The organism is Streptomyces sp. NBC_00239 (genome assembly GCF_036194065.1).
In the GTDB taxonomy this organism is placed as follows: domain Bacteria; phylum Actinomycetota; class Actinomycetes; order Streptomycetales; family Streptomycetaceae; genus Streptomyces.
In genome coordinates, this window is the sequence record NZ_CP108095.1 from 2,807,082 (window position 1) to 2,821,806 (window position 14,725).

Annotated in this window: 11 protein-coding genes; 3 read left to right on the forward strand and 8 right to left on the reverse strand. The window is 73.2% G+C overall.

What is annotated here, in order from left to right; genetic code table 11:
• Positions 1-14 precede the first annotated feature (14 nt).
• From OG764_RS12175 to OG764_RS12185, 3 genes are read right to left on the reverse strand one after another with little or no spacing between them, the layout of a single operon-like run.
• Positions 15-1,235: a hypothetical protein gene (locus tag OG764_RS12175; protein ID WP_443056207.1), complete on the reverse strand. Its 1,221-nt coding sequence runs from the start codon at positions 1,233-1,235 to the stop codon at positions 15-17.
• Positions 1,236-1,288: 53 nt separating this feature from the next.
• Entirely contained in the window at positions 1,289-3,016 is a 1,728-nt protein-coding gene (locus tag OG764_RS12180; RefSeq protein ID WP_328968440.1) for a lipopolysaccharide biosynthesis protein, read from the reverse strand.
• Positions 3,013-4,248 carry a glycosyltransferase gene (locus OG764_RS12185; RefSeq protein ID WP_328968441.1) on the reverse strand — a complete coding sequence of 412 codons (1,236 nt, stop codon included), beginning with the start codon at positions 4,246-4,248 and terminating at the stop codon, positions 3,013-3,015. Before OG764_RS12185 ends, OG764_RS12180 begins: the two co-directional genes overlap by 4 nt.
• Positions 4,249-4,388: 140 nt before the next feature.
• Here OG764_RS12185 and OG764_RS12190 point away from each other — a divergent pair, with 140 nt between their 5' ends.
• Positions 4,389-4,871, forward strand: a complete 483-nt coding sequence (locus tag OG764_RS12190) for an adenylyltransferase/cytidyltransferase family protein (RefSeq protein WP_328968442.1) — start codon at positions 4,389-4,391, stop codon at positions 4,869-4,871.
• Here the strand turns inward: OG764_RS12190 and OG764_RS12195 are convergent.
• The 3 genes from OG764_RS12195 to OG764_RS12205 form a co-directional block, all read right to left on the reverse strand.
• Positions 4,852-5,574 carry a CDP-alcohol phosphatidyltransferase family protein gene (locus OG764_RS12195; protein ID WP_328968443.1) on the reverse strand — a complete coding sequence of 241 codons (723 nt, stop codon included), beginning with the start codon at positions 5,572-5,574 and terminating at the stop codon, positions 4,852-4,854. The genes OG764_RS12190 and OG764_RS12195 overlap by 20 nt on opposite strands.
• Positions 5,575-5,679: 105 nt before the next feature.
• Positions 5,680-6,861 (reverse strand): helix-turn-helix transcriptional regulator, encoded by a 1,182-nt coding sequence (locus OG764_RS12200; RefSeq protein ID WP_328968444.1) that lies wholly within the window; start codon positions 6,859-6,861, stop codon positions 5,680-5,682.
• Positions 6,862-7,611: 750 nt separating this feature from the next.
• Positions 7,612-8,970: a hypothetical protein gene (locus OG764_RS12205; RefSeq protein WP_328972969.1), complete on the reverse strand. Its 1,359-nt coding sequence runs from the start codon at positions 8,968-8,970 to the stop codon at positions 7,612-7,614.
• 279 nt (positions 8,971-9,249) lie between these two features.
• Between OG764_RS12205 and OG764_RS12210 the strand changes: the two genes are divergently transcribed.
• Both OG764_RS12210 and OG764_RS12215 read left to right on the forward strand, forming a co-directional pair.
• Positions 9,250-9,789: a WcaF family extracellular polysaccharide biosynthesis acetyltransferase gene (locus tag OG764_RS12210; RefSeq protein ID WP_328968445.1), complete on the forward strand. Its 540-nt coding sequence runs from the start codon at positions 9,250-9,252 to the stop codon at positions 9,787-9,789.
• The gene (locus OG764_RS12215; RefSeq protein WP_328968446.1) at positions 9,786-10,910 is read left to right on the forward strand and encodes a glycosyltransferase; all 1,125 of its coding nucleotides are present in this window, start codon (positions 9,786-9,788) and stop codon (positions 10,908-10,910) included. The genes OG764_RS12210 and OG764_RS12215 overlap by 4 nt, the downstream gene beginning before the upstream one ends.
• 152 nt (positions 10,911-11,062) lie before the next feature.
• Here OG764_RS12215 and OG764_RS12220 read toward each other — a convergent pair whose 3' ends face one another.
• Both OG764_RS12220 and OG764_RS12225 read right to left on the reverse strand, forming a co-directional pair.
• Positions 11,063-11,761 carry a hypothetical protein gene (locus OG764_RS12220; protein WP_328968447.1) on the reverse strand — a complete coding sequence of 233 codons (699 nt, stop codon included), beginning with the start codon at positions 11,759-11,761 and terminating at the stop codon, positions 11,063-11,065.
• A gap of 131 nt (positions 11,762-11,892) precedes the next feature.
• The gene (locus OG764_RS12225) at positions 11,893-14,688 is read right to left on the reverse strand and encodes a CBM96 family carbohydrate-binding protein (RefSeq protein WP_328968448.1); all 2,796 of its coding nucleotides are present in this window, start codon (positions 14,686-14,688) and stop codon (positions 11,893-11,895) included.
• Positions 14,689-14,725 lie beyond the last annotated feature (37 nt).

Genomic DNA, 14,725 nt, shown 5'->3' on the forward strand with positions numbered 1-14,725 from the left:
GGAGCTGTGTCTCGTCAGGCGGCGAGGGTGGGGGTGGGGGTTGTGGGGACGCGGGATACCCGCCACCAGGCTGCTGCCGCCTTGAGGGCCGAGCCGGCCGCCAGGCCCCACGCGGCGCCCGCCGCGCCCCACATCGCGTAGCCGGTCAGGAGGAACGCCACCGAGAGCAGGGAGAAGACGACCTGCACGGAGAGCGTCGCCTTGGGCGACAGGACCCGCAGGGTCAGCAGCGCGCAGGTGCCCAGCCCCATCACGGCGTACTGCGCACCGGTCGCCGGCAGCAGGGCCGCGGCCGGCGCCCACGTGTCGCCGAGCAGCTCGCGCCCGATCCGGTCGGGCAGCGCGTACAGGACCGCCGCCCAGCCCGCACCGACCGCCGCGAGGACCAGGCCCAGCAGCGCGGTCGCCCGCACCACGGCCCGTGTGCCGACGAACCGGCCCAGCACCGGCGGCCCGAACGCGTTCGCCGAGTTGAACAGCACGTTCAGCGGCCCGAAGAGGGTGGTCGCACCGCGCAGCGCGCCGACCGCGAGCGGGGTCGCGAAGACGCCGAGGCCGAGGACGGCGAGCTGGCTGGAGCCGTTGCCGACGGCGAACTCCACCACGAAGCGCCGCCCGAGGTGGTCGCGGCCCAGCAGCCGGCGGGGCTCGGCGCGGTGTCCGGCCGTGAACGGGCGCAGCAGGAGCAGGCCCAGGGCCAGCGCGGGCAGCGCCGACAGCCCCCACACCAGCACCAGCCGGGCCGGGCCGGCCCCGTGCGGCTGTACGGCGAGCGCGGCCAGCACGCAGACCAGCCGGAGCAGGTCCGCGGCGAACGCCCGCTGCGGCTGGCGCACCGCCGAGAAGCAGTACCGCAGGCCGTCCTGGAGCAGGACCAGCGGGAGGACCAGGCCGAGTGCGAGGAAGGCCCGGCCGCCGGCGCCGGCCACGAGCAGCCCGGTCAGGGCGAGCAGGGCGCCCGCGGCCAGCGAGCCGAGGCCGGTGAAGGCGACGGCGGAGCGGCAGGCCGCCCCGAGGGCCGGGCCGCGTTCGAGGACCACGGTCTGGCCGACGTAGGCCATGTTCAGGCCGAGCAGCACGCTGAAGGCGACGTAGACCATCGAGAACGCGGCGAAGCCGTCCGCGGTGGACAGCCGGGCGGCCAGCACCAGCACCAGGATGTTGGTGAGGCTGGACGCGGCCTGGTCGCCGACCGAGGCCAGCAGGGCCACCGCCCGGCGCGGCTCGCGCGGCAGCCGTGCGGAGGCATCGCGCGGCCCGGGGGTCCGGACCGCGCCGTCCGGGTCCGTCACCGCTGTCCGGTGCGGACGGTGCGCAGCGCCACGGTGTCCGTGCCGTCGCCCGGGATGTGCTGGGTCGGGTCGGGCACGCGGGCCGCGGGCTGCGGCTTCGGCTCGACGCGCGGGGCGGGTGCGGAGGCCGGCTCGCCGCCGCGGCGGCCCTTGGACTTGCTCCGGCCGCCCTTCTTGTCCTTGGGCTGCTCGGCGTGCAGCACCGCTCCGAGCACGGTGCCGCCGGCGCCGCTGATCAGCTCGCGGATCCGGACCAGGTCGGTACGGTGCACCGCGCGCGGGTCGCAGACCACGAGCACGCCGTCCACCCGGTCGACGAGCGCGAGCGCGTCCGCGTAGGAGAGGACGGGCGGGGCGAGGACGACCACCGTCGAGTTGGGGGAGTCGGCCTCGGAGATCAGGCGCGAGGCACGCTGGGAGGTCAGCGCGCGGGGCACGTTGCGCACCCGCTCGCCCGGGATCAGGTCGAAGGAGCCGGATTCGCCGGCGTCCACGGCGAGCTGGCGGCCGTCGGGCCACTCGGTGTCGGCGGCGCCGCCCGGGTGGCTCCAGCGGGGCCGGGCGCCGGTGTCGGTGCGCAGCTGGCTGGCCAGGACGGGGGTGCGCAGGTCCGCTTCGATCAGCAGGACGTCCTTGCCGGTCTCGGCGAAGGACGCGGCGAGGTTCACGGCGGCCGCGGCGGCGGTCTCGCTGGAGCCGCGCGGCGCGACCACCAGCAGCCGGCGCCGGTCGGCGAACCGGGCGTCGTAGGCCAGCCGGAACGCCACCGACCGGTACTCCTCCGCGAGCCGCGGATCCGCCTCGCCCGCGGCGAGCAGCGGGCCGCCGCCGGTCTTGTCGCGGGGCAGGGTGCCGAGCACGGGCGCGCGCAGGGCGCGGGCGACGTCGCCGTCGGAGCGCGGCGCGGGGTCGAAGACCAGCCGCACCCACGCGGCGAGCAGGCCGAGCGCCAGGCCGACGGCCGCGCCGAGGGCGAGCGACATCGGCAGTCCGGGGCCGTCGGGGATGGTCGGCGGGGTCGCGGTGCTGGTGACCCGGCCGGGGCTCATGTCGAGGGCTTCCAGCTTGGCGATGCTGCCCTGGAGCAGGCTGATCCGTCCCAGCAGGTCGCTCTTGGTGGCGTAGGCGGAGTCGCGCGCGGTGCCGTCGGGCAGCCCGGAGATCTCCTTGACGAGATCGTCGTGCCGCTTGGCGATGGGGTCGCGCTGGTCCTTGTACCCCTTCACCATCTTGTCGCGGATGTTCTCGATGGCCTGCTGGCGCTTGGCGAGGTAGGCCTCGGTCATCGCGTTGGCGCGCTTGGCGGCCTGCTGCGGGGAGGACGCGGTGTACGTGAAGCGCAGGACGAGGCTCTGCGGCGGGTTGGTGACCTGGAGGCCGCTGCGCAGTCCGGAGAGCCCGGACTCCGGGATGCCGAGCTTGTCCGCGGCCTCCTTGGCGACGGAGTTGCTGAGCGCGGTCTGGCGCTCGGAGCCGACGTTGATCGCCTTGTCGGGCGACAGGCTCGGGTTGAAGGGGTCGTCGGTCGGGGTGCGCAGGACCACGTCGGCGGTGGCCACGTACGTGTCCGCCGTGGTGATCCCGAGCCAGGCGCCGCCGAGCAGGCCGATGCCGATGCCGCCCGCGATCAGCCGCCGGTAGCGCAGCAGCTGCCGGAACTGGTCCCTGAGGAGGTCCGGTTCGTCTTCGCCCGCCGTCACCGCGGCGCGGTTCGTCTCCGTCACGGCCGGGGACCCCCAAGTGCTTCGTCTATGAGTGCGTCGATGCGGGCCAGGCCCGCGTCGCGGCTCAGGTGGGCCGCCACGTGGCGGGGTCCGGCCGCGCCCAGCTCGTCCGCCGCCGCCGGGTCCTGCGCGAGGGTCCATACGGCCTTCAGCAGTGCCTCCGGGTCCTCCGGTGCCACGAGGACACCCGCGCCCGACCGTTCGACCTCCTGTGCGGTGCCGCCCTCGGCCGCCACGGAGGCGACGACGGGCCGGCCGGCCGCGAAGTAGGAGGTGAGCTTGGAGGGCACGCTCATGTCGAGCACCGCCGCGTGCTGGGTGACGGCGAGTACGTCCGCCGCCGCGAGGATATCCGGGAACTCGCCGTCGGCGGCAGGGGGGATGATGTCCAGGTTCGGGACGTCGGCGGCCAGGGACTCCAGCGCCGCGCGCTGACTGCCGTCACCCATCAGGACGAAACGGACGTCCCGGTCCAGCCGGGCGGCTCCGACCAGGACCTCCAGGCCCTGCTTGAGGCCCATGTTCCCGGAGTGCAGGACCACGGTCTGGCCGGGCGCCCAGCCCAGGTGGTGGCGGGTCCGGCCGCGCGGCTGGGACGGACCGGGCACGTGCGACCAGTTGGGGACGAGCCGGATCTTCTCCGGGTCCACCCCCATGGCCACGACCCGGTCCACGAACGTCTCGTGGATCACACCGACCAGGGTGGCCCGCTTCAGCGCGTACGCCTCGGCCTTCGCGGCGAGCGCGGCGGCCTTGTCGCCGCCGCTGATCCCGCTCTGCGCGGCCGCGGCCCCCATCAGGTCCTGGACGACGGGGACGTACGGGACCTTCCAGCGGGCGGCGAGCCGGGCGGCCAGCACCCCGCCGGCGAGGCTGGGCATCTGTGCGAGGACGGCGTCGGGCCGCTGCATCCGGGGCGGGGCCACGGCGCCGTGCAGAAGGATCGATCCTTCGAACGCGGCTCGCTTCACGGCGGTCTGCCGGGCGGGCACGGTGTGCCTGCGCCGGTGCAGGGTGACCCCCGCGCGCTGTTCCGTGCGCCGGAGCGCCCCCTTGTACTCCGGGTCCAGCGACCAGGACGGATAGTGGGGCATACCGGTGAAGACGTGCGTCTCGTGGCCGATTTCTGCCCAGTGTTCGGCGATCTGCGTCGCGTACGGACCGATTCCGGCGTGCTCCGGAGCGTAATTCGTCGAGACGAGCAGTAGCCTCTTGTGGCCAGATCTGGACACGGAACGTCCCCTTCCCCCCTGGGTGGTGCGCAGGCCACCCTAATCGTTCACCAACACGGCCCGGAATGTGCACGCTATCGTCTGATAATCCGCCGCACTGGGGAGTGTGGCCTGTGGGGGTACCGATGACGGAGCGAGACATGTCCGAACACAGAGCGCCCATGCGCAAGCCGTACCGCGTCGGCTACGCGCCGGGCGCCTATGACCTGTTCCACATCGGGCATCTCAACATCCTCCGCCATGCGCGCAGTCAGTGCGACTACCTGGTTGCGGGAGTGGTTTCGGATGAAATGGCCGAATTGGCCAAGGGGCGCCGCCCGATGATCCCGCTCGTCGAGCGGCTGGAGATCGTCCGGAGCGTCAAGTACGTGGACGCGGGCTTCGTGGAGACGGTTCCGGACAAGCTGGAGACCTGGAAGCAGGTCCGCTTCGACGTGATCTTCAAGGGCGACGACTGGCGGGGCACGCCCAAGGGCGACAAGCTGGAGACCGACTTCGCCACGGTCGGCGTCGACGTCGTCTACTTCCCGTACACCGTGCACACGTCCAGCACCCAGCTGCGCCGGGCCCTGGACGCGCTCGCCGCACCGCTCCCCGAGCAGCTCACCGCCGAACGGCACTGACCTCGCGGAACCACTTCGCCAGGAACGCGAGCAGGAAGAGCGCGGCCACCGCGCCCAGGCCCGCGTACGCCCACCGGAACAGGTCCCCGCCGCCGATCAGCAGGAACACCAGGCAGAACACCCCGTAGTCCACCGGCAGCAGCGCCACCGCGCGCAGCGTGGAGGGGGCGGCGGCGGGGCTCCCCGGCTCCGCCTTGGGCTTCAGCTTCTCCGTGAGCAGCCCGCCGAAGAACGTGACCACCGAGGCGAACTGGAAGCCCAGCGGCACCAGCAGCCAGCCGTCACCGGGCAGCCCGTACTCCTCGGGGAACCGGTAGAACGCGATCAGCACGCAGCTGTGCAGCGCGGTCACCTTCGCGCAGTCCACCACGTGGTCCAGCCACTCGCCGGCCGCGCTGCCGCCGCCGCGCAGCCGGGCCAGCTGCCCGTCCGCCGAGTCGAAGGCGAAGCCCAGGGCGAGCGCCGCCCACACGGCGACGCCCAGCGCCCACGAGGGTGCGGCCAGCGCGACCGCGGCGATCGCCGCGAAACTGAACGCCGCGCTCACCAGCGTCACCTGGTTCGGGCTGAGCCCGAGCACGTACGAGCCGGCGGCCAGGTACCGCCCGGTGGGCCGGTTCACGTACCGGGAGTAGAGCGACACCCCCTTCGCGGACTTCTGCGCCCCGCGCAGCTCCCGAAGTGCGGTCCCGACTCTGCCCATGCGCCACCAGATCCCCTCATAGAACGCGGGTACGACCGTCCCGCCCGGGGGCACATCATTGCAGGGCGCCGCGGGGTGCCGGAGAGCCCCGGTCCGCGAGCGGGGTCAGTTGGCCGGTTCGATGGCGAAGAGCTGCCCGCCGCGGCCGACGCACCGCTCCATCACGGCCTCGGCCCCCGCCGTGGTGACCGACCCCTTGATGCCGACGCAGCCCTGCCCGTCCACCCGGAACACGTACTGGTTGCTGCCGCGCGGCCCGGACGGCTCCACGTGGAAGCGGCTGTCGGTCTTGCAGTCGTCCATCGGCTCCAGCAGTCCGAAGCCCGGGCCGTCGGTGAGGGCCTTGAGGCATCCGGTCCCGTAGTCCGGGTGCCGCCACTGGATCCGGTACAGGTCCCCGCCCATCCGCTCCAGCAGGGTGGTCTGCGGTCCGGCCTGCGAACACGGCCGCTGCACGGCGACCAGCGGGGTGTACCGGCTGTCGGGCACCCGGCCGTCGGTCAGGCACATGCCCGGCGCGCTCAGCGGCAGGATCCGCACCCAGCCGGAGGGCAGTGTGACCGTGCGGGTGAGCTGCTGGGGCGGGGTGTCCGAGGTCCCGTCCGCACTCAGCGCCGCGAACGCCCCGGCCGCGGCGACGGCCAGCAGCACCGCGACCCCGGCCGCGACCCGCCCGGACCACGGCACCCGCCCGCGCCCGGACCGCGACTGCGGACCCGCCGGCTCGGGCGTGAGCTCGAACGCGGTGCCGGGCGCGGGTGCGGCTGCGGGTGTGGGTGCGGCTGCGGGATCGGCGTCGGAGGGGTCCGTACGGGAGGACTCGTGGGCGGGCGTGCCCGACTCCGCCGGGGGTCGTGCCTGCGGCGGTTCCTGCGGCCGTTCCCGGGACCGCTCCTGCGACGGCGGCGAGGAGGGAGACGGGTGGGACGGGTGGGGCAGTGGAGACGTACGGGACGGGGGAGACGGGTCGGGGGACTGCGTTTCCGGCCGTGCCGCGGCCGACTGCCGTTCGGCGACCGTGCTCCACGCGGTCAGCCACTCGCCGACCCGGTCCGCGTCCCCGCAGGCGCGTACGAACGCGGCCAGCAGCTCGGGCCGCGGCAGCGTGCGGCCGCCCAGTACGCCGGCCAGCGTGCTGCGCGCCAGCACCTCGCCCTGCTCGGCGGCCCGCTCCTCCAACTGCCGGTACGTGAGCCCCGACCGCTCCTTCAGCGCGCGCATCAGCGTGACGAACTCCGCCGCGTTCCGGGCGTGTCCGGGCGCGCGCTCCCCCTGAGTCTCCTCCATGGCGGCCATCCTGCCCGAGCGGATGCCCCGGTGAAGGGCGATATCGAGACGCGGGCGGCGGCCGGTGCGCGGCGGCCGCAATTCAGGACAGGCGCTGACCAGCACGGACAGGTGTCCGCTGTCCGGGACAGCGAGAACGCGTGCGCAGAACGCGACGCGCGTGCCAATGTCGGTTGCGCGACGAACGCCGGGAATGGCCGCCCCAGGGCCGACCGGCCGGATTCCGTCCCCCCGTCGGCCGGGGTGACCGGAATACGGGCACTCCGTGCCGGTGGGGTGTCGCTGCCGTCGCGGTACGGGGGTACGCGACGGCCCTACTTCGGGCGGTCCCCTTCCGTCCGCAGCGACTGTCCGTCCCCGGACGGCAGTTGACCACCCGGGCCGCTACGAGGCCCCCGGAGCCGGGAGTTGCCCACCACCCCCCGTGGCAACCAACTCCCGGCTCCTCCCCGACCCGCCCGTGCAAACCCCCAGCCCTTGTCGGCGCTGCGTGCGCCAATTCCAGCCCTGTCGGCGCTGCATGCGGCGATTTCAGCCTCGCCGGCGTTTGAGGCGCGGGGTTTGGGGCGGAGCCCCAAGGCAACCCGGCTCCGCCGGGTACCGGGCTCCGCCCGGACCCGCGCCTCAAACGCCGGCGAGGCTGGAAGTTGCCGCCGAGGCAGCCGACCAGGAGGAACGCGCGCCACGGCCAGCCCGCCAGGGCTGGGAGGCGGTCCCGGTCAGCCCGCCAGGGCTGGGAGGCGGTCGCAGTCAGCGGAGGGACGTGCGGCGGTCGGTGCGGTAGGTGGCCACCAGCGCGAGGCAGATGACGGCGATGGCGACACGGCCCGACGCCTGGAGGAGCGGGCCGCGCAGCAGGATGAAGGAGTAGCCCGCGACGAGCGGGACGACCACCGCGATCAGACTGCCCGGCGGCGACCGCCGAGTGGCCCGCTTCGCGTACCTCCGGTCCACCCGGGACGCCACGTACCCGATCCCGAGCAGCACCCCGCCCATACCGAACGGCCCGAAGTCGATCCACAGCTCCGCCCAGATCGGGGAGGAGAGGTTGGTGTTGACCGTGCCCATCCACTGCCCGACCATCACCCCGGTGTCGCGCGGCTTGTCCGGCCAGACCGAGCGGGGGACGGCGAAGAAGACCGACCCGGCGAGCTGGCGGCCGTAGAAGTGGCCGGGGCCGGACTCGGCGAAGGTGATCGTGTTGGCGAACATGCCGATCTGGTCGTAGTCCTTGAGGGCCATCGGCTCCAGGACGGACGTCGTCTCCACCGGCTTGTAGTTCTTCTCGTCGTACCGGAAGCGGTCCGCGAACGGGAAGATGATCAGCGCCACGACCACGCCCATGGACAGCGCCACCCGGTACATCGCCGCGCTCACCGGGAAGACCGTGAAGAGCAGCGCGAACATCACGGTCAGGAACCAGTACCGCGGGTTCGAGATCGGATTGTTGACGACCAGGTTGAGCGCGGCGAGCGCGCCCCACGTCGCGATCACCGACGGCATCCGCCGGGCCCGCGTCGAGGTGACCAGCCAGCGCGTGTAGATCAGCAGGGCCAGCAGCGCCGGTACGGTGCCGAAGCCGCGCAGGAAGGCCTGCCCGGCCTGCCCGTCGTCCGCCGAGACGCCCGCTTCGGCGATGCCGGCGATGATCTCCTGCCGGCTGCTGAAGAACACGGCGGGACCGCCGAGCTTCATCACGAACACGCCGCTGCACAGGAAGGCGAGGACGGTCAGCAACTGGAGCCGCCGCTTGTGCACCATCACGGGCTTGGGCTCCTCGCGACCGCCCTGCGCCCGCCCCGAAGGCCGGTGCCGGGCCAGTAGCGCGCCGACGTCGAAGCAGATGCACCCCAGCAGCACCAGGGCGATCGCCGCGGTCAGGTCGGTGCGCGGCCCGACCACCGGGGTCGGCACCTGCCCGAGCACCGCCTGGGCGAGCGGGGCCACGCCCATCGCCATGTACACGAACAGCCAGAAGGAGCCCTGGAGCAGCTTGCGGCGGTTGGTGAGGACCATCGCCGAGAGCCGGGCGCCGGAGTACATGGTGAGGGCGAGCTGGAGGTAGAAGGCGCCGTCCTTGGCGCCGGCGCCGGTCTGTACCGCCACCATCAGCGGCAGGAAGACCGTGAAGCCGAGGGCCAGCGGCACCGACAGGGCGCGCGAGAGCAGGGTCCGGGGGGTGGTGACGCGTCCCCACTGCTGTTCGACGGCCGGCTCGGCGGCCTTCGCACCCGGTGCGGAGCCGGGTCCGGACGTCGGAGCCGGGCTGCGTGTGTCCGTTGCCAACCGTGCCCCCGCCCGTGCCATGAGTTCGGCCGCAGTCTAGTCCGCCGTAAACCGATAATGTGAGCGGTCGGCACCGGGGGACGGTGCCGGTGGGGGTGAATGATGCGTGATCTCCCGGCCTTCACGCTGGCCGGCTACGACAAGGGCCGCGGACTGCTGACGCAGGCGCTCTGGTTCGCCGTGATGAACACGGTCTTCATGGCCTGGTTCTGCCCCGCCCGGCTGCGGGTCGCGCTGCTGCGCGCGTTCGGCGCGCGGATCGGCACCGGCGTGCTGATCCGGCACCGGGTACGGGTGCTGTGGCCGTGGAAGCTCACCGTCGGCGACCACACCTGGATCGGCGAGGGCGCCTGGCTGCTCAACCTGGAGCCCGTCACCCTCGGCGCGAACGTCTGCGTCTCCCAGGAAGCGCTGCTGTGCACGGGCAGCCACGACCACCGGGCCGCGGACTTCCGCTACCGCAACGCCCCGATCACCGTCGAGGACGGCGCCTGGGTGGCCGCCCGCGCCACCGTGCTCGCCGGGGTCACCGTCGGCCGGCACGCCGTCGCCGGCGCCGGCTCGGTCGTCCACAAGGACCTGCCCGAACTGACCCTGCAGACTGCCGACGGTTCCCGCCGCCCGGTGGAGGAGCCCAAGTGAGAGTCCTGCACGCCGTCACCCTGCACTCCCCCACCCATGCCTTCGGCGGGCCGGTCCGGGTCGCCCTGAACCTCGCCAAGGGGCTGCGGTCCCGCGGCCACCAGGCCGCGCTGCTCGCCCTCGGCGACGGCTTCGAGGGCCCCTGGCCGACCGAGGTCGAGGGGGTGCCCGCCCAGCTGTACCGGGCCCGGCGGCTGCTGCCCCTCGGCTTCAGCGGAATGACCTCGCCGACGCTGCTGGCCCGCGCCGGGAAGCTCGTACGGGACGCCGACGTGGTGCACGTGCACCTGGCTCGGGACCTGGTGACGCTGCCGGTCGCGCTTGCCGCGCTGCGCGCCGGCAAGCCGCTGGTCCTCCAGACGCACGGCATGGTCGACCCGAGCGAGAAGCTCCTCGCGAAGGTCCTCGACGCGGTGGCGGTCCGGCGGGTGCTGCGGAGCGCCGGCGCCGTGCTGTACCTGACCCCTCACGAGCGGACCGGGCTGGACGCCGTGGTGGGCCCGCCCGGACTGCCGCGGACCGTACGGCTGGTCAACGGCACGCCCGCGCAGGATGAGCGGCCGCCCCTGTCCGGCCCGCCGCGGATCCTGTACGCGGCGCGGCTGCAGGCCCGCAAGCGGCCGGTGGACTTCGTGGACGCGGCGGCGGAGGTACTGCGCCGGCACCCGGACGCGGAGTTCGTGCTCGCGGGCCCCGACGAGGGCGAACGCGCGGCGGTCACCCGGCGGATCGGCGAACTGGGGCTGGCGGACCGGATCGAGGTGACCGGGGCGCTGCCCGGCGAGCGGGTGCTCGAAGAGCTGCGCAGGGCGCACGTCTACGTCCTGCCCTCGGTGGACGAGCCGTTCCCGATGTCGGTGCTGGAGGCCCTGTCGGTGGGGGTGCCCGCGGTGGTCACCCACTCCAACGGGCTGGCGAAGGACATCGCGGCGGCCGGTGCGGGCCGGGCCGTGGAGCCGGGCCCCGAGGGCGTGGCCGCGGCGGTCCTGGAGCTCCTGGACGAGGACGCGAACCGGGCCGCGTCGGGCGCCGCCCGGAAGCTGGCGGAGGCGTCCTACTCGATGGACGCGGTCCTCGACACCCTGCTGGCGACGTACGAGTCGCTGCCCGGCCGCCCCTGACGGACCCGCCCGGCGGCCCCCGGGCACGCCGACGCCCCCGAACGGACTCCCGTCCGCCCGGGGGCGTCACTGTTGTCATGGGCCGGAACCCACGTCATGGGCCGGAGCCCAGATCATGGGCCGCAACCCACGTCCTGGGCCGCCGCCGGACCCTAGGCCGGGATCCAGGCGTAGCAGCCGGTGGAGACGAACTCCGCGGTGCCGGACGGGACCTTGGCGATGATCTTCGTGTCGGCTCCGGCACCCAGTCCGGGGCCCGACGCCAGGCTCTTGCCGGCGCTGTTCTTCGCCTGCCAGGTGCAGTCGGGGCCCGGGGTCAGGGCGCGGTAGCGGCCCGCCTCGGGGTCCTTGAGCGCGCCGTCCGTGAAGCCGCTCTCGGCCACCTCCAGCACCGGCTTCAGCTCGGGGCACAGGTGCGGGATCGCGTCCTTGGCCGCCGGGATCTCGCCGGCGATGATCGCCGCGGTGGCCGCGTCCTTGTCGCGCTTGGCCGTACGGGCCACCCGCTGGCACGCTTCCTGCCCGGTCTGCAGGACCGCGGCCGGGTCCATCTTCTCGGGCACGCGGCCGCTCAGGTACTGCTTCTCGTCCTTGGTGAAGGAGCCGGTGACCGGCTTGAGCCGGTCGTCGGAGAGCACCGGGCCGGTCGGCTTGGCCGCCGGCGGGGCGGTCTTCGCGGCCGGCGGCGGGGTGTCGGTGCCGGGTTCGGGCACGGCGGACGGGGCCGCCGCGTGGGCCTTGCCCGCGTCGGCCGGGATGCCCGCGTCGTCGCCGCCCGAGCTGCAGGCGGTCAGGGTGAGGGCGGCGGCCAGCAGGACCGCGGCGGAGGAGCGCCGGTTCAGGGGACGCATCAGGTGGCTCCAGTGGTACTGGGTCATTCGGGGTGATGCGGGGCTGCGCGCTGCGGAGCCGCGCGGATGGCGGATACGGGCGCGGGGCCCGGCCGGACCGGCCGGACCCCGCGCCCCCGTTCCTGCGGCCGCTACTGCGGGCCGAAGGTGAGGATCAGCTGCGGAGTGCCCTCCGCGGCCGTCGACTCGGACGACCAGAGCCACAGCGGGTCGCTGCCGTTGCTGGTCAGCGCGAGGCTGTAGTTCGACGTGCCCAGCGCGGCGGCGAGCGTCGCGGTGTTCAGGTCGATGTTGTGGATGGCCGAGCCCTCCGGGACGCCGGCGAGCGTACCGAGGGCAGTGGTGCCGACGGTCGGCTTGGTGGCGAAGGTGCTCGTACCGCTCCAGGAGCCGGTGACCGGGACCACGGAGACGGTGTCGGCGGTGCCGGAGTTCGCCGCGGTCGAGGTCTTGATCTGCAGCGAGGCGGCCTTGAGGACCTGGCCGGCCGGCGCGGCCGGCAGGTTGAACCGCAGGTACGACTCGTACAGCGAGCCGCTGCCGCGGACGGCCATCGAGGTGGACGTGCCGTACGACGCGCTCGGGGCACCCTGGTTGACGTAGGTGTCCTCGGTCGCGGAGACCTCGGAGACCGAGTCGGAGGGGGCCTTCGCCAGGTTGTAGTGGTTCTGGACCTGGGACTGGCTGAGCGCGGTCGGGTAGACGGCCGTCTCGTCGATCTGTCCGGCGAAGAAGTTGCTCGTCGGACGGGTCGGCCAGCTCGCCAGGTTGTCGCCGCCGACATGCCAGTAGCCCGCGTAGTTCTGGTGCGTGGTGACGCCGCTCAGCGTGCCCTTGTTCTGGCCGTCGACGTACAGCGCCATGCCCGCGGGGCCCTGGGTGGCGACCACGTGGTGCCACTTGTTGTCGTTGTACGTGTCGAACCAGCCGGAGGTGGTGATGGTGCGGGTGGACCCGTTGTAGACGCCGAAGACCAGACGACCGGTGTTGGTCATGTAGATCTGCTTGTCGTACGAGGCGCTGTTGCGGGTGGTGTTGTTCCCGAAGCCGATCAGCTTGCCACCGCGGGTGGTGCCGGTCTTGAACCAGGTCTCAAGGGTGTACGCGGAGCCCACGAACTGGCGGCGGTCGCTGTACAGCTGCTCGTCGCTGCCGTTGAAGCCGATCGCCGTGCTGGCACCGGTGACCGCGCCGGGGGCCTGGCGCAGCGCCGGTCCGTTGACGTGGATGCCGCTGGTGTTGCCGCCGTTGGACGAGTCCGCGACGTACGGGGTGACCGTGTCGTCGTAGCGCCAGTACAGGCTGGCGCCGTCGGTGCGGACCTGGTTCGGGTACGCCTGGACCGAGGCCGGGACGGTGACCGAGGCGGTCGCCGACAGGGCGCTGGTGTTGCCCGCCGCGTCGGTGGCCGTCACCCGGTAGGTGTAGGACTGGCCGGCCTTGACCGTGGTGTCCGTCCAGGAGGCCTGGGGACGCTCGAACTCCACGGAGTTCGCGGTCATGGTGTGGACCGGAGTGCCCGAGCCGTTCCGGTAGATCTTGTACGTGAGCTTGCTGTCGTCCAGGTCGTAGCTGGTGCGCCAGCGGACCTGGGCCTCGCCGGGCTTGACGCTGGCGGCGCTGGCGACCGGGGTGGTCGGGGCGCCGACGTCGCCGGTGGAGGCGAAGCGGGTGAGGCTCTGCTGCTCGACGCCGTTGACGGTGGTGAACTCACCGCCGACCCACATGTACTGGACGTCGTTCTTGGTGGCGACGGCCATGACGCGCGGGCCGATGCCCTCGCCGAGACCGTCGTTGGTGTCGGGGAACCAGCCGAGCTTGCCGGGACCGCGGACGTAGCCGTCGACCGGGGCGGGGGGTGTGCCCTGGTGGTCGGTGGGCTGCGCCAGCAGGTGGCGGCGGCGGCCGTCCGGGTACTCCAGCTCGGTGGAGCAGTCGTGCGCGTGCGAGGAGCTGTACAGCACGCCCTGGTACGGGAGCACGTACTGCGTCGCGCCGAGGCAGCGGTCGCGCCACTTCTCGGTGAAGTCGGTGAGCTTGATGCCGGAGCGGCCGTCGAAGACACCGCCGCCGGAGCCCTCGCTGCCGGTGTAGATGCCCGTCTCGTCGGTCGCGATGTCCTTGACGACCGAGTTGGTCGGGAAGTACCCGTTCGGGTAGGTCTTGGTCAGCGCGCCGGTGGTGGCGTTGACCACGGCCAGGGCGTGCGAGTTGGCGTTGTTGACCGAGAAGAAGTCGCCGCCGAGGACCACGTTCTTGCCGTCGGGGGTGACCTCGACGGCCCGGCCCGGCTCGTCCGCGTTGGCGGTGAACGGCTTCAGGGCGCCGGTGGTGGCGTCGACCGCGGCGAAGCGCTCGCGGGTCTGGTCCTCCACGGTGCCGAAGTCGCCGGCCGCGTAGAGCGTGTCGTCGGTGACGGCGAGCGCGCGCACGGTGGCGGGGAAGCTCGGGTGGAAGGAGGCCTTGGGGGTGCAGCCGGCGATGTCGATCGCCGCGACGCTGCTGACCGGGGTGCCGTTGACGGCGCCGAAGTAGCCGGCGGCGTACAGGGTCTTCTCGTCCTTGGAGACCACCAGGCTGCGGACCGTCGCGGTGCCCTCGCTGATGGTGAAGGAGAGCTTGCAGGCGGTCGGCGCACCGGTCGCGGCGTCGAGCGCGACGAAGTTCACGGCTTCCTGCTCGGTGCCGCTGCCGGCGCCCTCCGGCGGGCGGACCGCGGAGAAGGTGCCGCCGGCGAAGACGGTGCCGTTGGCCTGGGCCATGGCCCACACGATGCCGTTCGGCTGCCAGGTGGGCAGGTCGTCGGCGGTGAAGGCCACCGGAGAGGTGACGGCGGACGCCTCCGGCATCATCACCAGGCCGATGCCGGTGCCCGCACCGGCGAGGGAAAGGACGAGGGCGGCAGTCAGCCCTCTGGATCTACGCATGAGCCCCCCAGGGCGCAATGCCCGGTTGCTGAATGGC

Excerpts from the sequence above, each read along its gene's own strand:
- OG764_RS12190 (WP_328968442.1), top strand. The coding sequence starts at position 4,389 with ATGTCCGAACACAGAGCGCCCATGCGCAAGCCGTACCGCGTCGGCTAC.
- OG764_RS12195 (WP_328968443.1), bottom strand. The coding sequence starts at position 5,574 with ATGGGCAGAGTCGGGACCGCACTTCGGGAGCTGCGCGGGGCGCAGAAG.
- OG764_RS12200 (WP_328968444.1), bottom strand. The coding sequence starts at position 6,861 with ATGGAGGAGACTCAGGGGGAGCGCGCGCCCGGACACGCCCGGAACGCG.
- OG764_RS12205 (WP_328972969.1), bottom strand. The coding sequence starts at position 8,970 with ATGGTGGCGGTACAGACCGGCGCCGGCGCCAAGGACGGCGCCTTCTAC.
- OG764_RS12210 (WP_328968445.1), top strand. The coding sequence starts at position 9,250 with ATGCGTGATCTCCCGGCCTTCACGCTGGCCGGCTACGACAAGGGCCGC.
- OG764_RS12220 (WP_328968447.1), bottom strand. The coding sequence starts at position 11,761 with ATGCGTCCCCTGAACCGGCGCTCCTCCGCCGCGGTCCTGCTGGCCGCC.
- OG764_RS12225 (WP_328968448.1), bottom strand. The coding sequence starts at position 14,688 with ATGCGTAGATCCAGAGGGCTGACTGCCGCCCTCGTCCTTTCCCTCGCC.